Here is a 22447-nt window from a genome sequence, read left to right as displayed (position 1 = left end):
CAGCCCGCCGCCTTGTGCGTACCGCATGACCTGGACGTACCGCCAGAACCCTGGAGGATCACATGATCGGAGAACATCACGAATTAAAGGTCAGTAATCACGCATTCGGGAGATACGGGATGGCAGCTGGACAGGGCGGCGATCTCTCGACAGGCCGGCGTGCCGCGGCGCCGATTCCGGTCCGGCGGCACGCAGCCTCAGCGCCGGGAGAGGCACCCGGCGGAAGATCGATCCTCAGCGGTGCCGCGGCGCCGGACCGGGGCGGTCACAGCGCGCATGCGGCACCGCCCCCACGGCAGGCCGGCCCTCCCCGGACGCTCACGCCCCTTCCGCGAAATCACGGAGCCCCTCAAGGTCGCCGATGACCACGGTCCGGTAGGAGGCCCGGATCAGATTCATTCGCTTCAGCTTGGCCACCGCCTGCCCGATCGCGTCCCGGCCGGCGCCGATCAGCATGCCGAGCTCGTCATGCGAGAGCGTGACGCCCGGCGTCAGGCCATCAGGCGCGACTCTCCCATGACGTTCGGCGAGCGAGAGCAGCACTCGCGCCAGCCGGACGGGCACCGGATAGCCGGTGAAGTCAAGCCGCCGCTGGTTGGCCCACTCCAGCTGATCGGCGATCATGCCGCTCAGCGCGGCCCATCCCTCCGGGTGCCGGTTGAGGAAGGCGACGAAGTCCTCACCCTGGACCGCGTGCACCACCACCTCGGAGCACGTGGTCGCCGTCGCCGACCGGGGCCCGCCGTGCACGGCGGCGAGCTCGCCGATGACGTCCCCGCACAGCCTGATGCCCAGCATGCTCTCGGCTCCGTTGGCGAGGCGCGCGGTGATCTTGACGCAGGCCGTCCCGTGCGGCCGCACTCGCCGGATGACGAAGGCGTGGCGGGCGGAGGCGTCACCTTGATGGAGCAGCACGGTCCCCGCGGGGATCCGGCGCGGGGGAGCCAGCGAGAGCAGCTCCGCGGTGGCGTCCGGGCTCAGCCGGGTGAGGAGAGTCCCCGCCGCCCACTGTTCCCCGTCACTCGTCCGCTGCTTGTCCAGCACATGGGCTCCCCGGTGCCGAGATCGTGCGTCCGGCCCTCGGCGATCCGCGAGCACCGCCCGGACGCACCCGCCCAGCCATTCTCAGCGGCAAATCGCCGACGCATTCCCCCTATTCATCGCCACCCGGTCGGCCCAACGTTACTCTGCGACGTCGAGATCCGAGGAAAACCGGCCAGGGGATCATCCTGGAGAGTCCTCCGCCGGGCGATTTTCTGTTGCCTTCCCGCCTGAGGCCTCCATACGGCCGCCTGTCGCATCCAACAGAATTCGCCCTCGAATGCAGGAACCGGTCACCTGACACCGTTTTATATCGATCTCATCGATGACTTCATTAAATGATCATATGCGGCGATGCGGACAATCAGGTCGACGTCACGGCCGCGTGGATCGTGGACGCCGGCCGGCGCCGACGCGGGCCGGCCGCCCGGGGCAGCGGCGGTCCGTGGCCGGATGCGAACGGTACGCGTCCTGCTTCGCCTGCCGTCCTACGGGAAATGATGCGGGCGTGACCCATACCCGCATCAGCGTCTCGGTGGAGGCGGAGGCCAGCCCGGCACGGGTGTTCGCCGTGCTGACCGACTGGCCCCGGCACGACGAGTGGATGGTGCTGACCCGCGCCCGCGTCACGGCCGGTGACGGCCGCAGCGCCGGGAGCGGGCTGGCGGCCTTCACCGGGGTGGGGCCGATCGGGTTCCTGGACACGATGGAGATCGTCGGATGGGACCCGCCGACGGCGGTGGCGGTCCGCCACACCGGACGGCTGGTGCGCGGCACCGGTGTCTTCCGGGTGCTGCCACGGCAGGGCGGAGGCAGCACGATCGTCTGGGAGGAGGAGCTCGACCTGCCGTTCGGCCCGGCCGGGCGGACCGGCTGGCGGCTGCTCCGGCCGGTCGGCGAGGCGCTGCTGCGGCTCTCCCTGCGCCGCCTGGCCGACCTCAGCGCGGACTGACTGCGACCGGCCGCGGCCGACCACGGATGCGGCGGGTGCGAGGGGCGCGGTCGCCGGCTCGGACACCGTGGCGAGCCGGGCCCGGCCGAGGACGGACTCAGGTCTCCGGGATGTCCCGGCCGGGCTCGCGGGTGGCCCGGCCGGCGGAGTCGTCGCGGATGACCTCACCGTGGATGACCGGACCGGAGCCGCCGGGCCGCGCGCGGGCGGCCGCACCGAACGCCTCGAAGGGGTCGAAGGGCGGCCCGGCCGCACCCGCCGCGCCGGAACGCGCACCCAGGCCGGGTCCTCCCCCGGCCCCGGTCAGGGTCCGGACCCGCCGGGCGAGGAACCAGGAGCCGAGCCTGCGCATCAGCGGCCGGGTGAACGGCAGCACGAGCAGGAAGCCGGCGATGTCGGTGAAGAAGCCGGGGGTGAGCAGCAGCGCGCCACCCGCGACGATCATCGCGCCGTCGGCGAGCTCCCGGTCGGGCATCCGGCCGCCGCCCAGCGCCGCCTGCAGGCTCTGCCAGGCCCGGCGGCCCTCGCGGCGGACGATCCAGGCGCCGAGAAGGCTGTCGGCGAGCAGCAGCGCGACCGTGAGCGGACCGCCGATGATCTGGCCGACCTGGATCAGGGCCCAGATCTCCAGGATCGGGACCACCAGGAAGGCCAGGAACAGGAGAAGGCGCATCGTTTCCTCGCTAGGCGGAAGCCGTACGACAGTGACGCCGTACGACAGTGACAACGTCCGCGGGCGCCGCCGCGTTCCGCCCGGCGCCGTCCCGCCGCGTGTTCTCTCCCGGCGTGGACACGGGACGCCCGGAGGCCGCCGGCGCGTGCCCGGAGAGGCTCAGCGCGTACGGCTCAGCCGCCGGGGCAGGCCGGTGACCCCCCACACCGTGACCCGCCACAGGGCCTCGGTGATGACGCTCCGGCTCATCTTGCTGGCGCCGACCGTGCGCTCCACGAAGGTGATGGGCACCTCGGCCACGCGCAGGCCGTGCCGGACCGTGCGCAGGGTCAGGTCCACCTGGAAGCAGTAGCCCTGCGAGTCGACGTCGTCCAGGCCGATCTTCTCCAGGGTGGAGGCCCGGTAGGCGCGGAAGCCCGCGGTGGCGTCGCGGACCGGCACGCCCAGCATCATCCGGGTGTAGACGTTGGCGCCGCGCGACAGGAACTCCCGGGAGTGCGGCCAGTTGACCACCTTGCCGCCGGGGACGTAGCGCGAGCCGATCGCCAGGTCGGCCCCGCCGGACAGCGCCCGGAGCAGCTTGGGCAGTTCCTCCGGCTGGTGGGAGCCGTCGGCGTCCATCTCCACGAGGACGTCGTAGCCCTCGGCCAGGCCCCAGCGGAAGCCCGCGATGTAGGCGGCGCCCAGACCCTGCTTGCCCGGCCGGTGGAGCACGTGCACGTGGTCGTCCCGCTCCGCGAGCCTGTCGGCGATCTCGCCGGTGCCGTCGGGGCTGTTGTCGTCGGCGACCAGCAGGTGGGCCTCGGGGACCGCCGCGCGCACCCGCTCGACGATCGCCGGCAGGTTCTCCCGCTCGTTGTACGTCGGGACGATGACGAGCACCCGGCCCAGCATCCGCTCCATCACGCGTCTCCCACCTGCTGACCACCTTCTCGGTTCGCGGAGGGCGCGGGGCCGCGCTTCCGGAGCACCGGGACCGCGCCCAGCGCGAGTGTACCCACCAGTATCAAGGCCTGCTCGGGCAGCGCGCCAACCCTGGTGGCCACCGTGGTCGCGGTGCGGACCGGGACGGTCAGCACCGCCATGTCGGGGACCAGCTCGCGGGTCTGCCAGACCACCTCCCCCTCCGGGGTCACGGAGGCGGAGATGCCGGTGATCGCCGCGGTGACCACCGCGCGGTTGTGCTCCACGGCGCGCAACCGGGACATGGCGAGCTGCTGGGCCGGCAGGTTGGTCAGCGCGTAGGTGGCGTTGTTGGTCTGCACCACCAGCGGGCTCCCGCCGGCCCTGGCGGTGCCGCGCACGACGCCGTCGAAGGCGACCTCGTAGCAGTTGACCGCCCCGACGGTCACCGGCCCCAGCTCCAGGTCGCCGTCGCGGGTGCCGGGCACCGACTGCTTGCCGACCAGCCCGGCCCGCTCGAACAGGGCGAGCACGAGCTCCTTCATCGGGGTGAACTCCCCGAACGGCACCAGTTTCTGCTTGTCGTAGTAGGCGCCGGGGCCGGTCACCGGGTCCCAGACCAGGCTGCGGGTGGCGCGGTTGCTCTCCCCGATCCCGACCACGGCGCCGACCAGGACGGGCACCCCGATGTCCTTGACCGCCGCGTCGATCTCCCGGCGGGCGAGGTCGCTGCGGTAGGGGTCGATGTCGGTGGAGTTCTCCGGCAGCACGACGACGTCCGGCCTGGGCATCCTGCCCTCCCGTACGGCCCGCGCCATCTCGTGGAGCTTGGTGGTGTGGTTGCGCAGGACCACGGCGGGCTCGTCCCCCAGCGGGTGCATGCCGCGGCCGGGCACGTTGCCCTGGATGACCCCGACGGCCACGGTCCTGCCCTCGTCGCCCGGGCGGGGCACCGCGAAGGCGGCGGCCGGTACGGCCAGCGCCCCGGCCAGCGGCAGGGCCAGCGCCCGCCCCCACCGGGGCGGATCCTGCGGCGCCCGCACGCCGCCGGAGGCGGGCGGCCGGACGGCGGCGAGCGGGGGCGTCCGCGAGGCGGCGAGGGCGATGAGCCCGCCGCAGAGCACGGTCGCGAAGCCCACCAGGGGGGCCCCGCCGAGCGCGGCGTACGGGGTGAAGACCGACTCGCCCTGGCTGAAGGCGACCCGCACCCAGGGGAACCCGCCGAAGGGGAAGGCGCCCCGGGCCCACTCCATCGCCGTCCAGAGCGCGGCGCTCCACAGCGGCCACAGGGGCAGCCGGACGACCAGCGCGGCCCCGGCGGCCCACGCCGCGTAGAAGAGGCTCTCGATGGCGACCAGGCCCAGCCAGGCGTCCGTGCCGATCGGGCTGACCCAGTGCAGGCCGGGCAGGAGGAGGCCGAGCCCGGTGACGGCGCCGAGCCAGGCGGCGCGGCGGGGGCGGGAGCCGTACACCGCCAGGAGGGCGAGGGCCGCGCCGGGCGGGGCGAGGAACCACAGGCCGAGCGGGGGGAAGGCGAGATAGAGCAGCAGACCTCCGGCCGCGGCGGCCGCCGCCCTGACGAGGGCGTCGCGCCGGGGGGCGCCGCCCGGCCCGGAGACGCCCGCGGGCTCCGCCGCCGGTCCGTTCCCCACCGGTCCGTCCCCCATGGGGGGAGCCGTCTTCTCCTGGACCACGGGCGGGGCTCCTTGCGATGGCGGGCGGGCTCACCCGAACGCTACCGCCCCGCGGACCCGCACCGAAAACGGCAACGGGGTGGTCTCCAGAGCGGACGGATGCCCTGGAGACCACCCCGGCACCTGCGGCGCGGCACGGGAACGGGAAAAGGGTCCGGACGAACCCTTCGGACCGGCTTCCGTCCCGTCGGCGGCGGGCGCGGAGTGCCGTTGTCTACTGGGTGTCCAGACCCCTCCTGGGTCCAATCCCCCGCCCGGCTGGGGTGCCCCGACCCGGCGGACCTCCGGTTCTGCACCTGGCTGTACGGGCGGAGCGGTGCTCCGCCGCGGACGCAGGAACCGGCGATGCCGGGGACGGCCAGCCGGCAGTCCCGTGCTGGACTGGGCAGCAAACTACCGACACCGGTCCAGATGTCAACCCCGTCACCACCTGCGGAAACGCCGGGTTTCCGCAGCTAGGACATGATCGACGAGAGCTTCCAATGCTCTCATGCGATCCGGCGTCGCTCAAGCCGGGCGAGCGGTTCGGGCAAAGCCGTGGTGTGGATCACACCGAGGCGCTGGGTGGCGCGGGTCAGGGCGACGTAAAGGTCGCTCGCCCCCCGTGGGGACTCGTCCAGGATCAGGGCCGGTTCCACCACGATGACCGTGTCGAACTCCAGCCCCTTGGCGTCGGCGACGCTCAGGACCGCCGCGGAGGCGTCCAGCGCGGCCGTACCGGGCCCGGAGACCGCCCCGGGGACCGCGGCGGCCACCGCCGCGCCCAGCTCGTCCTTGAAGGACTCGGGGACGAGCACGGCCAGGCGCCCGCCCTCGGCGACCCCGGCCCGCACCGCGGGCACGAGCGCCTCGACCGGGGAGGCGGACCAGGGGCGCTCGCCGGTCTCCCGGACCGAGGACGGCGCGCTCAGCCCGGGGCCGACCAGCGGGAGGACCGCGGCGGCCACGGCCATCAGCTCGGCGGGGGTGCGGTAGTTGACGGTGAGGCTCTCGGCGCGCCAGCGCCCGGCCACGTAGGGGTCGAGCACCTGGCCCCAGGAGCGCGCCCCGGCCGGGGCCGCGGTCTGCGCCAGGTCGCCGACGATCGTCATCGACCGGGTGGGGCAGCGGCGCATGACCATCCGCCAGTCCATCGGCGAGAGCTCCTGCGCCTCGTCCACGATGACGTGGCCGAAGGCCCAGGTGCGGTCGCCGGCGGCCCGCTCGGCGGTGGTGAGGTAGAACTCGTCGCCCAGATGGCGCGCGGCGAACTTCTCGGCGTCCATGATGTCGGACAGGCCGGTCAGCTCCAGCACCTCCTTGGCGTAGGCGAGCTGGGCCCGCCCCTCCTCCTGCTCGGCGGCGCGGGCGGCGGCCTGCTCCTCCTCGGCCATCCACGCCCCGGCCCGCAGCACCGCGGGGTCGATGTCTCCGAGCAGTTCGGCGGCCTCGTCCAGCAGCGGCACGTCGGACTCGGCCCACCAGTCCCCGCCCTTGCGGGGCGGCTCGCGCAGCAGCAGTTCGCGCTCGGCCGCGCTCAGCTCCGCGGCGGCGTAGTCGAGCCGCTCGCGGGAGGTGAACAGCCCGATGAGCAGCTGCTGGGGCGTGGTGTAGGGCCAGAGGCGGTTCAGCGCGGCCTTGACCGGCTGCTCGGTGCGCAGGTCCTCGCGGAGGTCGGCCAGCTCGTCGTCGTCGATCATGCCCTTGCCGAGCTGCTTGGCGGCCTGCCGGGCGAGCGCGTTGAGCAGGTGCCGGACGAAGACCGCGCGGGCCTCGTTGTGGGTCCTGCGCGAGCGGGCGGCCCGGTTGCGCGCGGCGTCCAGGGTGCGCCCGTCGAGGCGGAGGGTGTAACGGTCCAGTTTGATGTCGATGGGCTTGCGGGGCACGCGCTGGCGCTCCCGCACGGCCCGCGCCACCACCTGGGCCATCCGCTCGTCGCCCTTGAGCGCGGCCGTCTCGGGCCGCTCCCTGACCGCGGGGGTGACGCCCGGGTACAGCTCGCCGACGGTGGACAGCAGCACGTCGGTCTCGCCCAGGGAGGGCAGGACCTGCTCGATGTAGCGCAGGAAGGTCAGGTTGGGGCCGAGGATGAGCACGCCCCGGCGGGCCAGCTTCTCGCGGTGGGTGTAGAGCAGGTAGGCGGCCCGGTGCAGGGCGACCACGGTCTTGCCGGTGCCGGGACCGCCCTGCACGACCAGCACGCCGGACAGGTCGGAGCGGATGATGCGGTCCTGCTCGGCCTGGATGGTGGCCACGATGTCGCGCATCCTGCCGGTGCGGCGGGCGCCGATGGAGGCCAGCAGGGCGGCCTCGCCGTTGAGCGTGGCCACGTCCTCGTCGGTGAGGCCGTCGAGGTCGAGCAGGTCGTCGTCGACGCCGATCACGGTGCGGCCCTTGGTCTGCAGGTGGCGGCGGCGGGTGACGCCCATCGGGGCGGCGGGGGTGGCGCGGTAGAAGGGCTGCGCCACCGGGGCCCGCCAGTCGATCAGCAGCCGCCGCTGCTCGTCGTCGGCCAGGCCGATGCGCCCGATGTAGAGAGAGGTGTGGTCGGCGTTGTCGAGTCGCCCGAAGCACAGGCTGTTCTCCACCGCCCAGAGCCGGGCCAGCCGCTCGGCGTACATTCCGGCGAAGGTGTCGCGCTCCGAGCGGTTCTGGTGGGTGCCGCCCCCGCCCTGGGCCAGCACTCCGTCGAGCTGTCGCTGGGTGCGGTCACGCAACAGGTCGAGCCGCTCGTAGAGGGAGGTGACGTACTCCTGCTCCCTGGCGAGCTCGATTTGACGGGGTGCCGTCGTTCCATTATCGTTGATAGTAATGGGGTACTCCGGGCTAAATTAGCTAATGTGCTGAGCTGGCTGATTGTGCTGGTTGTTGTGACAAACCATCACCCTAGCAGGTCCGTTGAGCCGTCCGCATTCCCCTCCTCCCCGTCCCGCCATCACAGGTTGGTTGCGGCGCCCCTTCCCCGCTTGACGGCATCGTCCCGGGATCCCTAGATTCGTCGTGAATTAGGAAACTTTCCTAACTGTAAGGACGGACGGATCAGGAGGGGCTGTGACACAGCCGACACCGGGCACCCCCAGCCTGCTCCGCGCGATCAACGACCGCGCCGCGCTCCAGGCCTTCCTGGAGCGCGGGCCGCTGACCCGCCCCGAGATCGGCAGCCTGACCGGCCTGTCCAAACCCACCGCCTCCCAGCTCCTCACCCGCCTCCAGGAGGCGGGCCTCGTCGTGCTGGACGGCGTCCGCGAGGGACTGCCGGGCCGTACGGCCGAGGTTTACCGGCTCAACCCGGCCGTCGCCTACGTCGCGGCGCTGGACGTCACCCCGTCGCACATCGACGCCCGGGTCGCCGACATCACCGGCGCGGTCACCGGTGAGTACCGGCTGCCCCTGGCCGCGCCCTCCGGCGGCGCGGCCGGAGCCGCGGCGGAGGACGTGGCGGAGGACGTGGCGGGGCAGGTCCGCGCCGCCCTCGACGGCGCAGGCGCCCCCGCCGGCCTGCGGCGCGTGGTCATCGGCGTGCAGGGGGCGATGGACCCCGGCACCGGCCGGATCGGCTACGCCACCGCCGCAGAACTGCCCGGCTGGCTCGGCCCCGGCCTGGTGGCCCGGCTCGGTGACCGCCTGGGCGTGCCGGTCGCCGTGGAGAACAACGTCAACCTGGTCGCCCAGGCCGAGCAGGTGCACGGCGTGGCCCGGGGCCGGCAGGACTTCGTGCTGCTCTGGGCAGGCGAGGGCCTCGGCTCGGCGCTGGTGCTCGGCGGCCGGCTGCACCGGGGCGCGACCGGCGGCGCGGGCGAGATCGGCTACATGCCCGCCCCGGGCGCGCCCACCGCCCGCGAGACCGGGCGCTACGCCGACCACGGCTACCAGGCCCTCACCGGCGGCCGTGCCGTGCTCCGGGTCCTCAGGTCGTACGGCGTGCGCGCCGGCACCCTCCCGCAGGCCGTGCGCGAGGCCGTGCGGACCGCGGAGGGCGGCGGCGAACGGGCCGCCGAGGCCGGGGCCGGGCTCCGCGACGTCGCCGCCCGGCTGGCCGTCGGGCTGGCCGCCGTCACCGCGGTCGTCGACCCCGAGATCGTCGTGCTGACCGGGGGGACCTTCCTGGCCGGCGGCGAGACCCTGCGCGCCCTCGTCGAGGAGGAACTGCACGCGCTCACCATCCCGCGGCCGCCGCTGCTGCTCTCGGCCGTCGAGGGCAACCCCGTCCTCGCCGGCGCGCTGGACCTCGCCCTGCGCACCACCCGGGACGAGGTCTTCGGCTCCACCCTTCCCGTCTGACCCTCCCGGTCTCCCGCGCGGAAGCAGATACCGGCCCTTCGAGGCCCAGAGGCTCACAGGAGCGAGAAGTTGAAACTCACCGTTGTCGGGGGCGGCTCGACGTACACACCCGAGCTGATCGACGGGTTCGCGCGGCTCCGGGACGAGCTGCCGCTCACCGAGATCGCGCTGGTCGACCCGGACGCCCGCCGGCTCGACCTGGTCGCGGGCATGGCCCGCCGGATGCTGGCGCACGCCGGGCACCCGGCGAAGGTCGTCGCGACCGCCTCGGTGGAAGAGGGGGTCGCCGGGGCGCGGGCCGTGCTGCTGCAGTTGCGCGTCGGCGGCCAGGCGGCCCGCGACGTCGACGAGACGCTCCCGCTGGAGTGCGGCTGCGTCGGCCAGGAGACGACCGGCGCGGGCGGCCTGGCCAAGGCGCTGCGCACGGTCCCGGTGGTGCTGGACATCGCCGAGAAGGTCCGCGAGCACGCGCCCGGCGCGTGGATCGTCGACTTCACCAACCCGGTGGGCATCGTCACCAGGGCGCTGCTGGACGCCGGGCACCGGGCCATCGGCCTGTGCAACGTGGCGATCGGCTTCCAGCGCCGCTTCGCCGCCAAGCTGGGCGTCGCGCCCGAGCGGATCTCGCTGGGCCACGTCGGGCTCAACCACCTGACCTGGGAGCGGGCCGTCTATCTCGACGGCGAGGACGTGCTGCCCGCGCTGCTGGAGTCGCACGGCGGGGAGATCGCCGACGACATCGGCCTGCCGGCGGACCTGATCCGCCGCCTGGGCGCGGTCCCCTCCTACTACCTGCGCTACTTCTACGCCCACGACCTCGTGGTGGAGGAGCAGAGGGCCAAGCCGTCGCGGGCGGCCGAGGTCGCGGCGATGGAGGCCGAGCTCCTGGAGCTGTACGCCGACCCGTCGGTGAACACCAAGCCCGCGCTCCTGGAGAAGCGCGGCGGCGCGTTCTACTCCGAGGCCGCGGTGGCGCTGATCGCCTCGCTGCTCGGCGACCGGGGCGACACCCAGGTGGTCAACCTCCGCAACGGCGGCGCCCTGCCGTTCCTGGCCGACGACGCGGTCGTCGAGGTGCCCGCGCGGATCACCGCCGCCGGGGCCGTGCCGCTGGCCGTTCCCGAGGTCGAGCCGCTGTACGCCGGGCTCATCGCGCACGTCACCGCCTACGAGACGCTGGCGCTCCGCGCCGCGCTGCACGGCGGCGCGGACCGGGTCGCCGACGCGCTGCTGGCCCACCCGCTCGTCGGGCAGGCCGCCCTCGCCGGCGACCTGGCCGGGCGCCTGATCGAGGCCAACCGCAGGCACCTGCCCTGGGCCGGCGAGTGAGGACGGTCCTGGCCGTCGACGGCGGCAACAGCAAGACCGACGTCGCGCTGGTCGGCGAGGACGGTTCCGTCCTCGCCACCGGCCGGGGCGCGGCCTTCCAGCCGCAGAGCACGGGCGCGGGCGCCGCGGTCGACGTGATCGGCGAGACCGTGCGGCGGATGCTCGGCCCGGAGGCGGCCGCGCCGTACGCCGACCACGTGGCCGCCTACGTGGCCGGGGCGGACCTGCCGGTCGAGGAGGAGACGCTCCGCGACGAGATCCTCGACCGGCGCTACGGCCGGGAGGCGGTCGTCGGCAACGACACCTTCGCGCTGCTGCGCTCCGGGGCGTCCGGCCCGTCCGGGATCGCCGTGGTCTGCGGGGCGGGGATCAACGCGGTCGGGGTCTCCCCCACCGGCGAGGTCGCCCGCTTCCCCGCGCTCGGGAAGATCACCGGCGACTGGGGCGGCGGCATGGGCCTGGGCGAGGAGGCGCTCTGGCACGCCGTGCGCGCCGAGGACGGCCGCGGCCAGGCCACCGCGCTGGAGGCCGCGGTGCGCGAGCACTTCGGCGCCCGCACCGTCGAGGAGGTCTCCCTCGGCCTGCACTTCGGTGACCTGCCCTACGCCCGGCTGCACGAACTGGTGCCGGTGCTGATGTCGGCCGCCGCCGCGGGCGACGAGGTGGCGCGCTCCCTGGTGGCGCGCATGGCCGAGGAGGTCACGGTGCTCGCGGTGGTCGCCCTGCGCCGCCTGGACCTGCTCGGCAGCCCGATCGAGGTGGTCCTGGGCGGCGGCGTGCTGACCGCCCGCGACCCGCTGCTCACCGGGATGATCGAGGAGCGCTTCGCCGAGCGGGCCCCGCAGGCCAAGCTGGTCGTCGCCGACGTCCCGCCGATCGTGGGCGCGGCCCTCCTCGGCCTGGACGCCCTGGGCGCGGGCGGGGAGGCCGAGGCCCGCCTGCGGGCCGGTTTCCGCACCATGGCGTGACCGTGGCGTGACCGCGGCGTGAGCCCGCGCCGGGGATGCCGGGCTCCGGTCCGGCATCCCCGGCGCCCGGCGGAGCGGGCGGTTATCGGCCCCGTGCCGAGGAAGCTGAGGGCTTTCTCGCGGCAGCAACTTTCCTGCACCTTTTGCGCACTTCTCCCGCCACTTCCGGCGGGCTTACTGAAGGGGAACGGCCGAACCGCGGCCACCGCTCTTCCAGCCAAGGGGCGCCCGGAAAGCTCGCAAAGGACCACCGAAATGACCGCCATCGCCACCCTCGCCACCGTCTTCCGCATCCTGACCGTCGCCCTCGGCCTCCCGCTGGCCGCCGCAGCGGTCATGGCGTTCGGCGACGTGGCGGGCGAGCGGTCGTTCACGACCCACCCGCAGGGCCAGGTCGAGGCGGCGGCCCTGCTGACCGTCGAGGACCTGCTGCAGCTGACCGAGAAGGAAGTCATCGAGAAGCACAAGACCAAGAACGCCTCCAAGACCCGCGCATAGCCCGGCCGGGACCCCTGCACGGTCTCCCCCCGGCGGCACGTCCCGCCCCGGCCCCGGCGCGATCGGCCCCCGGAGACGGGCGGCTACGTCTTCTCGTCCTCCACGCCGGCCTCGATCAGCTCGGGGGCCCGGTGCTCGTACGGCGTGCTGAGGACCACCGTGGTCCGGGTGGAGACGTTGGCCGCGACGCGGATCTGGCTGAGCAGTTCCTCCAGCGCACCGGGCGAGGCCACCCGCACCTTGAGGATGTAGCTCTCGTCCCCCGCGACGCTGTGGCAGGCCTCGATGGCGCCCAGGTGCGCCAGCCGCTCGGGGGCGTCGTCCGCGGCCGCGGGGTCGATCGGCTTGATGGAGACGAACGCGGTGAGGGGGAGCCCGACCGCCTCGTGGTCCACCAGCGCCGCGTATCCGCGCAGCACCCCGCGCTTCTCCAGCCGGCGCACCCGCTGATGCACCGCCGACACCGACAGCCCGGTCTCCCGGGCGAGGTCGGTGAAGCTCATCCGGCCGTCCTTGGCCAGCAGTGTCACGATCCGGCGGTCGATCTCCTCCACCCGCCCAAGGTAGCGTGAACCCGGACAGCCCGTGACCGGCCCATGGTCACGATTGCGAACGAAGACCGTTCCCGTTCCGGTGGGAACAACTCCGGCCCCGGATGCGTCTATAGGGATGGCCGCGCGGGCGACGCCGTCCCGGCGGCCCTCACCGCAGGATGCGGTGCCCGGGGAAGGGCACCCGGTGTTCGTCCCGATTGGAGGTCCCGCGTGGACCTGTCCGTGATCCGCCACAAGGGCTCCGCCGTCCACCGGGTGAGCGGAGAGATCGACATCGCCACCGCGCCCGCGCTCCGCGCCCGCCTGCAGAACGCGCTGACCGCCGGCGGCAGGCTCCTCGTCGACCTGTCCGGCGTCACGTTCATGGACGCCCGCGGCCTCAGCGCGCTGGTCGCCGTCAACAACAGGGCCCGCGAGCTCGGCGGCGCCGTCCACCTCGTCGGGGTGCCCGCCGCCGTCCGCCGCCTCCTCCGGCTGACCGGCCTGAACGGCCTGTCCAGCCCGGAGCCCGCCCTGCTCTGCGCCTGAGGGGTCCGGGGCCTGGCGGGTCCGGACGCCGGCGGTCGCGCCACTTCCGCCGGACGGGCTGCTGACCCCTCCCGGGTTCGACGCACGTTTCAGGCGCCGTCCGCGACCGGGTAGCGGGCGGCCGGGGGACCGCCGGGAGCGGCCAGCAGGTGCGCGGTGGCCGGGAACAGCGGGGAGGGCAGCGCCCCGGGCGCGAACCACCGCCATGACCGGAAGACCCGCGGCTCGGTGACGACCGGCTCCGTCGCGCCCAGCGCCATGGCCACCGCCGCCGTGACCCGTACCGCGCCGCCGGGGTGGTCCAGCACGACCGCCACGGTCCGCGGCGGCCCGGCGTCGCGGATGCCGGTCTCCTCGCCCAGTTCCCGTACGGCCGCCGCCTCGAAGCCCTCCCCCGCCTCGACCGCGCCGCCGGGCAGGCACCACGACGGGTCCTCACCGTCCTTGATCCGCTCGCCGAGCAGGATCCGCCCGTCCGGCGCGGTGAGCACGACACCGACACCGACGATCCGGTCATCCGTCATCGAGGTTCCGTCCATCCCCGGATCCTCCCGCATTCCCGCCCGGCGCGCTCCTGCGGCCCCCGCCACCGGCCCGGTCTGAACCGTGCCGGTGCGGTCCGTACCGATACGCTGGTCCGTCATGCGCATCGCACTGATCGACTCCGGACTCGGACTGCTGGCGACCGCCGCGGCGCTGCGCGCGGCACGGCCGGACGCCGACCTGATCCTCTCGACGGATCCCGGCGGCATGCCGTGGGGGCCGCGCACGCCCGAGGACGTGACGGAGCGGGTGCTGGCCGGGGTCCGCGCGGCGGCCCTGCACCGCCCGGACGTCGTCACGCTGGCCTGCAACACCGCCTCGGTGACGGCGCTGACCCGCGTACGGGAGGAGTACGAGCCGGGCGTCCCCGTCGTCGGCACCGTTCCCGCGATCAAATCGGCGGTGGCCGCCGGCGGGCCGATCGCCGTCTGGGCCACGCCCGCCACCACCGCCAGCGCCTACCAGCGCGACCTCATCGGCCGCTTCGCCGCCGGCGTCGACACCACCGCCGTGGCCTGCCCCGGCCTGGCCGACGCCGTCGAAGCCGCCTCCGGCGACGGGATCGGCCGCGCGGTGGCCCTCGCCGTCGCCGCCACCCCGCCGGAGGTGTCCGGGATCGTGCTCGGCTGCACCCACTACGACCTGGTCGCCGAGCACATCCTGGCCGCCTTCGGCCGTCCGGTGCGGTTGCACACGTCGGCGCCGGCGGTGGCCCGGCAGACCCTGGCGCGGATCGGCGCCGGACCCGAGCCCGAGGCCCCGGCCACCGGCACGCTCACCGTCCTGGCCGGCGGCCGCCCCGCGGAACTCCCGCCGCAGGCGCTGGCCTACGCCGAAGGGCGGCTGCTCGCGTCATGCCGGGCGCCGGGCCCGGCGGGCGCCGCCCTCTCCTCACCGTAAAAAATGCTCGAAAAATCATCCGCCTTACTCCTTCCTCCCGTATTTGCGGCTCCGCCCCCTGCGACAATGTAAGCGAGCACCTGCCGAGACCCTCGGGCACCGCCGACCTGCGGCAGGACGTCCCGAGGGGCCCGGCGGCGAAGACCACCGGTTCTCTCTGGACGGGACGGCACCGGGATGGACGCCATCGTGAGCGTGAGCACGGATGATTCGGACCAGCTCAGAAGCCTCTCCTCGTGGCTCGAACCGGAGCCCGAGCTGCGCGGCCGGGTAGGCGCGGTCGAACGCGACCCGGCCCCCGGAACGCTGGGGCCGGTGACCGAGGCCCTGCAGATCGCGCTGGGGTCGGGAGGAGCGGTCGCGGCCCTGTCCGGGGTGGTGGTCGCCTGGCTCGGCTCCCGCCCCGGCGACGTCACCGTGAAGCTCGTCCGGGGAGAGGACCAGATCGAGGTCAGCGCCGGACGGGTCCGATCGCTCGACGCCGGGAAACTGGTGGACCTCACCGCGGAGATCGCCAAGGTCCTGGAGGATCCGGATGACCGGTGAGGCCCCCGCGCCCGCCGGGCGGGAGGACCGTGCGCCTCCTCCGCCCACGCTGCGGGACGTTCCCGACCTCGCCCTGGCCTCTGCCGGCACCAGGGTGCTCCTGGCCGGGACCGCGCTGCACCGGACCGGGTCGCGGCTGCCGCCCGTCCCCGCCGTTCCGGCGACCCTGCGGGACCTCGGCCGGTGCCTGGTGGAACGGGCCGGCCTCGCGCCCGGGGCGCTGACCGTCCGCCTCGACCCGCCGACCCCCGCCGACCTCGGGGAGGCCCTGGCCGAGGCCGCGCAGGACGCCACGTCCACCCTGATGTTCTACTACGTGGGCCACGGCCTGGTCGGCTCCGAGAACGAACTGCACCTGGCGACCCGGGCGACGGCCGACCTCACCCGGGGCATCCCCGGCTACCAGGCGCTCCCCTACTCCTCCGTGCGCCAGGTGCTGGCGCGTTCGCCCGCCGGGCTCGTCATCGTGGTCCTCGACTGCTGTTTCTCCGGCCGGGCGCAGGGCGCGGCGTCACGCGCCGTGGACCAGGTCTTCGACCGCACGGGCTCGGGGGCCTGCCTCCTCACCTCCTCCAGCGGGAACCAGACGTCGTGGGCGCTTCCGGAGGCCCGGTACACCGCCTTCACGGGCGAGCTGATCCGGCTGCTCGACGAGGGCGACCCGTCGGGCCCGCGGATCCTCACCCTCGACCACGTCTACCGGAGTCTCGCCCGCACGCTGCCGGAGAAGGGCTTCCCCCCTCCCCGGCGGCAGGCCACCGACCTCGGCGACCACCGCGCCTTCGCCGTCAACCCGGCCTACCTGACCCCCGTCCCGCCTCCCGCCCCGCCGCTCGCGGGCTCCCGGGACGAGGAGAGCCCCTACCGCGGCCTGGCCGCGTTCGGGCCCGAGGACGCGGACCTGTTCTTCGGGCGGGACGAGCTGACGCGCTCCCTGCTGGAACGGGTGACGCGGCGGTTCCGGACCGGCGGCCCCCTCGTCGTCACCGGTCCGTCCGGGTCGGGGAAGTCCTCGCTGCTGCGGGCCGGTGTGATCCCCGCGCTGCGGTACGGCAGCGCCGGCGAGACGTGCTGCTTCGTCCTCTCGCCGGGTTCCGACCCGCTGGGCGAGCTCGTCCGCAGGCTCGCCGGCGGGAGCGGCGCGGACCACGCCCGCCTGCGCGCGTCGGCCGAGGACGACCCGCGCGCCGTCCGCCGCCTGCTGCCAGGGCTCCCGGGCCGCGCCCTGATCGTGGTGGACCAGTTCGAAGAGGTCTTCACCGCCTGCCGGGAGTCCGAGCGCCGCCGGTTCCTCGAGGTGCTCTCCGAGCTGTGGCGGCGGGAGGACGACCGGTCACCGCCCGCCGCGGTGGTGCTGGCCGTCCGCGCCGACTTCTTCGGCCACTGCGCGGCCTACCCCGCCCTGCTGCCGGCCCTGCAGCGTCCCGAGATCGTCGGCCCCATGACGGCCGGGCAACTGCGTGCCGTCATCGAGCAGCCGGCCGCCCGGTCGGGGCTGGCGCTGGAGAGCGGGCTGACCGAACTCCTGCTGGACGATCTCGGCGCCGACGAGGTGACCGGAGGCCGGACCGGCGGCGCCCTCCCCCTGCTCTCGCACGCGCTGCTGGCGACCTGGCAGCGCCGTACGGGCGGCATGCTCACCCTGGCCGGTTACCGGGCCTCCGGAGGCATCGCGCGCTCACTCGCCCTGAGCGCGGAGGAGACCTTCCACGCGATCGGGCCGGGCGCGGAGCGCATCGCGCAGCACCTGCTGCTCCGGCTGGTGCGCCTCGACGACCGGACGGACGACACCCGGAGGCGGATACCGATCGCGTCTCTTCTCCAGGAGGCCCCCGAGGAGCGGAACGCCGCGCGCGCCGTCCTGGGGGAGTTCGTGCGGGCCCGTCTCGTCACCGTCGACGAGGAGAGCGCGGAGATCACGCACGAGGCGCTCATCCGGGCCTGGCCCAGGCTCAAGGGCTGGATCGACACGGACCGGGCGAACCTGCTCGTGCGCCAGCGCCTCGCGGAGGACGCCGATACCTGGTTGCGGAACGCGCGCGACCCGGCCTACCTCTATCCCGACAGCCGCCTGGCGGCCGCCCGGGCCGCGGTGGAGCGGGACGGCGGCCCGGCCGCGGGCGAGCGGGCGTTCCTGGAGGCGTCGGCCCGCCGGGCCCGCCGCCGGAGGCGGGTCGCGACCGGTGTCATCGCCGCCCTGACCGTTCTCCTCCTCGCAGCGGCCTCGGCCGGTGTGTACGCCCTCCAGCAGGGCCGGGAGGCGCTCCAGCAGCGCAACCGCGCGGTGGCGCGCCAGCTCGCCGACGTGGCGACGACGATGCCGGACAAGACGCTGAGCGGGTCCCTCGCCCTCGCCGCCTACCGCCTCGCCCCGCTGCCCGAGACCCGGGGCGCCGTGCTCAGCGCCAGGACCTGGCAGCTCGGCGCACGGGTGCCCGGCCATACGGGTTTCGTTTGGGACGTCGCCTTCAGCCCGGACGGCCGGCGGCTGGCGTCCGTGTCCGACGACCACACGGTCCGCGTCTGGGACGTGCGCGACGCGGCGCGTCCCCGGCAGCTCCATGCCCTGACCGGTCACGCGGCCGGCATCCGCGGTGTCGCCTTCCGCCCGGACGGCGCGGTGATCGCGACCTGCGCCGCCGACGGGACGGTGAAACTGTGGGAGTCCGGAGGCGCACGCCCGCCGCGCGAACTCTCGTCGTTCCGGCAGGGGGAGCGGATCCTCTGGTCCGTCGCCTTCAGCCCCGACGGCAGGCTGCTCGCCCTGTCGTCGAAAGACCACACGGCCGCCGTCTGGGACGTGGGCGACGCCGCGCGCCCGCGCCCCCTGGCCGTTCTGCGCGGCCATACCGACCAGGTGAGCGACGTGGCCTTCGGCCCGGACGGGCGGACCCTCGCCACCGCCTCCCTCGACCTCACGGCCCGGGTGTGGGATGTCTCCGAACCCGGCCGTCCGAAGCCGCTGTCCGTCCTGTCCGGCCATCTGAAGCCGCTGGAGGCGATCGCCTTCGCCCCCGGCGGGCGCACGCTCGCCACCGGGGCGACCGACGGGAAGATCATGATGTGGGACCTGCTCGACCCGGCACGTCCCAAGAGGACGGCGACGCTCACCGACGCGGGCGTCTTCGACATCGCCTTCAGCGGTGACGGCCGCACCATGCTGGGGTCGTCGTACGACAAGCACACCTGGGTATGGCACGTCCCGGACACCGGGCCGCCGTTCCTGGTCAGCGGCCTGGCGGGCCACACCAACTCCGTCTTCGCGGTCACGATCCGCGCAGACGGGCTCGTCGCGACCGCCTCGGCGGACCAGGGCGTGCGCCTGTGGCGGATCGGCGCGTCCGGCGGCGTGCCCCGCCTCCCCCGGCTGATCTCGCACACCGCGGCCGTGGAGGACCTCGCGCTCAGCCCGGACGGCCGCACCCTCGCCGACGCGGCCGACGACAACACCGCCCGGCTGTGGGACGTGCGCGACATCTCGCGCCCCCGGCCCCTGGGGAGGGTGGAAGGGCATCGCGACATCGTGGCCCGGGTGGCGTTCAGCCCGGACAGCCGGCTGCTCGCCACGGCTTCCTGGGACACCACCGTGAAACTGTGGGACGTGACCGACCCACGCCGTCCCTCTCTCCTGGCCACGCTCCGGCCCGGCGCGCAGAACGCCTCCTCCGTCACCTTCAGCAAGGACGGGCGCTTCCTCGTGACCGGCGTTCAGGACCCCGCGGTCCACGTGTGGGACATCGGCGATCCCGCACGCCCCAAGAACGTTGCGACTCTGACCGAGCTGCCGGAGAGAGTGACCGACATGGCGGTGAGCCCCGACGGCGGGACACTCGCCATGGCGACGACGGACAACCGGGCCTACCTCTACGACGTGCGGGACATGCGGCGGCCGGTCAGGTTCGCCGCACTCACCGGCCACGCCAATGGACTCGACCGGGTGGTGTTCGCTCCCGGCGGCCGCCTCGCCACAGCGTCGAGCGACAACACCGCCCGGCTCTGGGACGTCTCCGATCGGACCCGTCCCCGCGCGCTCGCCGTGCTCACCGGGCACACGGCGCCCGTTACCGGGCTCGCCGTCAGCCGTGACGGCCGGACGCTCGCGACAGTGGGCAAGGATGAGACGCTCCGGCTGTGGGACATCACCGACCCCTCCCGCCCCCGTGTGGAAACGATCATGCGCAGGGCGGAGGAGGCGATGACCGCCGTCATCTTCGCTGGTCCGGAGGACACGCTCCTGACAGGGGCGATGAACGGCAAGGTGCAGACGTGGACGACGGATGCCGACCAGGCGGCCCGCTACATCTGCGGGGTCGGGGGCGCCCCCGTCAGCCGGCGGGAATGGGCGCAATACGTGCCGGACCTGCCCTACACCCCGCCGTGCGGATGATCGCCGCGCCGGTCGGGGACGGGCCGGTCAGGGGCGGGGGCCGGCGAGGGCGCGGCCGATGACCAGGCGCTGGACCTGGTTGGTGCCCTCGACGATCTGCAGGACCTTGGCCTCGCGCATGTAGCGCTCGACCGGGAAGTCCTCCACGTAGCCGTAGCCGCCGAGCACCTGGACCGCGTCGGTGGTGACCTTCATGCACATGTCGGTGGCGAACAGCTTGGCCATCGCCGCCTGCGTGCCGTACGGCCGGCCGGCGTCGCGGGCGCGGGCGGCGTCGAGGTAGAGGGCGCGGGCCGCGGCGATCTGGGTGGCCATGTCGGCCAGCATGAAGGAGACGCCCTGGAAGTCGACGATGCGGGAGCCGAACTGGCGGCGCTCCCCGGCGTACGAGACGGCGGCGTCGAAGGCGGCCTGGGCCAGGCCGACCGCGCAGGCGGCGATGCCGAGCCGGCCGCCGTCCAGGGCCGCCATGGCGATGCGGAAGCCCTCCCCCTCGGCGCCGACCAGCGCGTCCGGCGCGAGGCGCAGGCCGTCGAAGCGGACCTGGGCGGTCGGCGAGGACTTCATGCCCATCTTCCGCTCGGGCTCGCCGAACGACAGCCCCCCGGACAGGTTCGCGGCGGAGGCGGGCACGTGGAAGCAGGAGATGCCGCGCGCCCCGTCGGGGGAGGTGCGGGCCATGAGCGTGTAGAAGTCGGCGACGCCGCCGTGCGTGATCCAGGCCTTGACGCCGTCCACGGCGTAGCCGCCGTCGTCGCGGACGGCCTTGGTGGTCAGGGCGGCGGCGTCGGAGCCGGAGTGCGGCTCCGACAGGCAGTAGGCGCCCAGCAGCCCGCCGCCGAGCATCTCCGGCAGGAGGCTCTCGCGCTGGGCGTCCGTGCCGTAGGCGGCGACCGGGAAGCACGACAGGGTGTGCACCGACAGGCCCAGGCCGACCGCGAGCCAGCCCGCGGCGAGCTCCTCGATCACCTGGAGGTACACCTCGTACGGCTGCGCGGCCCCGCCGTGCTCCTCGGGGTAGGGCAGGCCCAGCAGCCCGGCCGCGCCGAGGGTGGTGAACACCTCGCGGGGGAAGCGCCGGGCGGACTCGTCGGCCGCCGCGCGGGGCGCGACCTCCTTGCCGATCAGGTCGCGGACCAGGTCCAGCAGGTCGTGGGCCTCGGGGGTCGGCAGGACACGGTCAACGGACATCTCCGCACACTCCAGATCACGGGCCCAGGTCGTGGGCGTGGAACACGATGAAGACGGGGCGACCGGGATCGCCGGTCACCCCGATTCTGGCACCGGGCGCCCGCTCCCCGGACCGCCGGGCCCGGGGTCCCCGCCCGCCGGATCCCGGGGCCGGTCGCGCCTCCTACACGACGACGAGCTCGCGGGGGCGGTGGTTGACCCGCTCGCCGCCGTCCTCGGTGCAGACGAGGATGTCCTCGATGCGGGCGCCGTGCGCGCCGGGCAGGTAGATGCCCGGCTCGACGGAGAAGGCGAAGCCGGGCGCCAGCGGCTCGGCGTTGCCCGTCACGATGTAGGGCTCCTCGTGGGTCTCCAGGCCGATGCCGTGGCCGGTGCGGTGGATGAAGTACTCGCCGTAGCCCTCGGCGGCGATCACCTCGCGGGCGGCGGCGTCGATCTCCTCGCAGGGCACGCCGGGCCGTACGGCGGCGCAGGCGGCCTCCTGGGCGCGCTGCAGCACCTCGTAGTACTTCACGAAGCCGGCCGGGGGCTCCCCGACCGAGTAGACGCGGGTGGAGTCGGAGCAGTAGCCGCTGGGCATCCGGCCGCCGATGTCGACCACGACCGGCTCACCGGCCCGGATGACCCGGTCGGACAGCTCGTGGTGCGGGCTGGCGCCGTTGGGCCCCGATCCGACGATGACGAAGTCGACGGTCGCGTGCCCGGCGGCGATGATCGCCTCGGCGATGTCCCTGCCCACCTCGCGCTCGGTCCGCCCCTCCTTCAGGAAGGCGGGCACCTGCGCGTGGACGGCGTCGATCGCGGCGCCGGCCTCGCGCAGCGCGGCGACCTCGGCCGCGCTCTTGCGCATGCGCAGGCCCCGCAGGACGGTCCCGGCGAGCACCTGCTCGGCGCCGGGGAGCGCGTCACGGAAGCGCAGCGACTGCATGGCCCACATCCGGTCGGCCAGCCCGACCCTGGCGACCGCGCCCAGCCGGGCGGCCACGGCCGTGTAGGGGTCGTCGGTCTCCTCCCAGGGCACGAACTCGATGCCGAGCCGGGACGCCGGGGAGTGCTCGGCCGCGGCCAGCTCCAGGCGCGGCACCATCAGGAAGGCGTCGCCCCGGGCGGGCAGCACCAGGCAGGTGAGCCGCTCCAGCGGCAGCGCCTCGTAGCCGGTCACGTAGCGCAGGTCGGGCCCGGGGGTGAGCAGCAGGGCGCCGAGCCCGGCGGCGGCGGTCGCCTCCTGCGCGGCGGCCAGGCGGGCGACGGGGTACAGGTCAGAGGACTCCTTTGTCACGTGGACCAATCTAATCCGGCGGCGATCGGCGGCGCACCGGCCCCGGCGCCACGGCTGAAATCCCGAAAGGTTGGCGCTGGTACGGGCCCGTCACTACACTCCGTGCAATGACGTTCACGTTTCGCCGACGGAGCGTCCGCGTCACCCTCTCCGCCCGAAGGCCCCGAAGGCTCCGGGCCGCGAGGGCGGGGCACCACCCCC

At 74.3% G+C, this 22447-nt stretch carries 18 protein-coding genes; 9 read left to right on the top strand and 9 right to left on the bottom strand.

Annotation, left to right across the window (positions count from 1 at the left end):
* Positions 1 to 318: 318 nt before the first annotated feature.
* The gene (locus FHS22_RS34460) at positions 319 to 1044 is read right to left on the bottom strand and encodes a Crp/Fnr family transcriptional regulator (RefSeq protein WP_184948389.1); all 726 of its coding nucleotides are present in this window, start codon (positions 1042 to 1044) and stop codon (positions 319 to 321) included.
* A 505-nt stretch (positions 1045 to 1549) separates the two neighbouring features.
* Between FHS22_RS34460 and FHS22_RS34455 the strand changes: the two genes are divergently transcribed.
* Positions 1550 to 1993 (top strand): SRPBCC family protein, encoded by a 444-nt coding sequence (locus tag FHS22_RS34455; RefSeq protein WP_338048085.1) that lies wholly within the window; start codon positions 1550 to 1552, stop codon positions 1991 to 1993.
* A gap of 97 nt (positions 1994 to 2090) precedes the next feature.
* Here FHS22_RS34455 and FHS22_RS34450 read toward each other — a convergent pair whose 3' ends face one another.
* The 4 genes from FHS22_RS34450 to FHS22_RS34435 form a co-directional block, all read right to left on the bottom strand.
* The gene (locus FHS22_RS34450) at positions 2091 to 2666 is read right to left on the bottom strand and encodes an FxsA family protein (protein ID WP_184948387.1); all 576 of its coding nucleotides are present in this window, start codon (positions 2664 to 2666) and stop codon (positions 2091 to 2093) included.
* Between the two features lie 159 nt (positions 2667 to 2825).
* A complete protein-coding gene (locus FHS22_RS34445; protein WP_184948386.1) occupies positions 2826 to 3569 on the bottom strand; it encodes a polyprenol monophosphomannose synthase in 744 nt (247 codons plus the stop codon).
* Positions 3569 to 5263 (bottom strand): apolipoprotein N-acyltransferase, encoded by a 1695-nt coding sequence (gene lnt / locus FHS22_RS34440; RefSeq protein WP_338048084.1) that lies wholly within the window; start codon positions 5261 to 5263, stop codon positions 3569 to 3571. The genes FHS22_RS34445 and lnt overlap by 1 nt, the downstream gene beginning before the upstream one ends.
* 488 nt (positions 5264 to 5751) lie before the next feature.
* On the bottom strand, positions 5752 to 7959 hold the full coding sequence (locus tag FHS22_RS34435) for a HelD family protein (protein ID WP_338048083.1): 2208 nt from the start codon (positions 7957 to 7959) through the stop codon (positions 5752 to 5754).
* A gap of 334 nt (positions 7960 to 8293) precedes the next feature.
* Here FHS22_RS34435 and FHS22_RS34430 point away from each other — a divergent pair, with 334 nt between their 5' ends.
* The 4 genes from FHS22_RS34430 to FHS22_RS34415 all read left to right on the top strand — a co-directional run bounded on the left by FHS22_RS34430 (position 8294) and on the right by FHS22_RS34415 (position 12318).
* Positions 8294 to 9523 (top strand): ROK family transcriptional regulator, encoded by a 1230-nt coding sequence (locus FHS22_RS34430; RefSeq protein ID WP_184948385.1) that lies wholly within the window; start codon positions 8294 to 8296, stop codon positions 9521 to 9523.
* A gap of 69 nt (positions 9524 to 9592) precedes the next feature.
* Positions 9593 to 10852, top strand: a complete 1260-nt coding sequence (locus tag FHS22_RS34425) for a 6-phospho-beta-glucosidase (RefSeq protein ID WP_184948384.1) — start codon at positions 9593 to 9595, stop codon at positions 10850 to 10852.
* Positions 10849 to 11820 (top strand): N-acetylglucosamine kinase, encoded by a 972-nt coding sequence (locus FHS22_RS34420; RefSeq protein WP_184948383.1) that lies wholly within the window; start codon positions 10849 to 10851, stop codon positions 11818 to 11820. The genes FHS22_RS34425 and FHS22_RS34420 overlap by 4 nt, the downstream gene beginning before the upstream one ends.
* A 255-nt stretch (positions 11821 to 12075) precedes the next feature.
* On the top strand, positions 12076 to 12318 hold the full coding sequence (locus tag FHS22_RS34415; protein WP_184948382.1) for a hypothetical protein: 243 nt from the start codon (positions 12076 to 12078) through the stop codon (positions 12316 to 12318).
* An 83-nt stretch (positions 12319 to 12401) separates the two neighbouring features.
* On the opposite strand, the gene FHS22_RS39470 is transcribed toward FHS22_RS34415, so the two are convergent.
* Positions 12402 to 12872: an Lrp/AsnC family transcriptional regulator gene (locus tag FHS22_RS39470; RefSeq protein ID WP_184948381.1), complete on the bottom strand. Its 471-nt coding sequence runs from the start codon at positions 12870 to 12872 to the stop codon at positions 12402 to 12404.
* A 210-nt stretch (positions 12873 to 13082) separates the two neighbouring features.
* Here FHS22_RS39470 and FHS22_RS38690 point away from each other — a divergent pair, with 210 nt between their 5' ends.
* Positions 13083 to 13400, top strand: a complete 318-nt coding sequence (locus tag FHS22_RS38690) for an STAS domain-containing protein (protein WP_338048082.1) — start codon at positions 13083 to 13085, stop codon at positions 13398 to 13400.
* Between the two features lie 89 nt (positions 13401 to 13489).
* Here the strand turns inward: FHS22_RS38690 and FHS22_RS34400 are convergent, their stop codons facing one another.
* Positions 13490 to 13939, bottom strand: a complete 450-nt coding sequence (locus FHS22_RS34400; protein WP_184948379.1) for a nucleotide triphosphate diphosphatase NUDT15 — start codon at positions 13937 to 13939, stop codon at positions 13490 to 13492.
* A gap of 103 nt (positions 13940 to 14042) precedes the next feature.
* Here FHS22_RS34400 and FHS22_RS34395 point away from each other — a divergent pair, with 103 nt between their 5' ends.
* From FHS22_RS34395 to FHS22_RS34385, 3 genes are all read left to right on the top strand, one after another.
* The gene (locus FHS22_RS34395) at positions 14043 to 14843 is read left to right on the top strand and encodes a glutamate racemase (RefSeq protein ID WP_184948378.1); all 801 of its coding nucleotides are present in this window, start codon (positions 14043 to 14045) and stop codon (positions 14841 to 14843) included.
* 195 nt (positions 14844 to 15038) lie between these two features.
* Positions 15039 to 15389, top strand: coding sequence for an effector-associated constant component EACC1 (locus FHS22_RS34390; RefSeq protein WP_184948377.1), 351 nt, complete (start codon positions 15039 to 15041; stop codon positions 15387 to 15389).
* Positions 15379 to 19776 (top strand): caspase, EACC1-associated type, encoded by a 4398-nt coding sequence (locus FHS22_RS34385; RefSeq protein ID WP_184948376.1) that lies wholly within the window; start codon positions 15379 to 15381, stop codon positions 19774 to 19776. Before FHS22_RS34390 ends, FHS22_RS34385 begins: the two co-directional genes overlap by 11 nt.
* 27 nt (positions 19777 to 19803) lie before the next feature.
* On the opposite strand, the gene FHS22_RS34380 is transcribed toward FHS22_RS34385, so the two are convergent.
* Both FHS22_RS34380 and FHS22_RS34375 read right to left on the bottom strand, forming a co-directional pair.
* A complete protein-coding gene (locus FHS22_RS34380; RefSeq protein ID WP_184948375.1) occupies positions 19804 to 20967 on the bottom strand; it encodes an acyl-CoA dehydrogenase family protein in 1164 nt (387 codons plus the stop codon).
* A 163-nt stretch (positions 20968 to 21130) separates the two neighbouring features.
* The gene (locus FHS22_RS34375) at positions 21131 to 22246 is read right to left on the bottom strand and encodes a M24 family metallopeptidase (protein WP_184948374.1); all 1116 of its coding nucleotides are present in this window, start codon (positions 22244 to 22246) and stop codon (positions 21131 to 21133) included.
* Positions 22247 to 22447 lie beyond the last annotated feature (201 nt).

It is taken from the genome of Thiemannella venezuelensis, from assembly GCF_014203605.1.
Classification (GTDB): Bacteria; Actinomycetota; Actinomycetes; order Streptosporangiales; family Streptosporangiaceae; genus Planomonospora_A; species Planomonospora_A venezuelensis.
The sequence above is the reverse complement of the archived record's forward strand: the minus strand, read 5'-3'. Positions and strand labels throughout refer to the sequence as shown.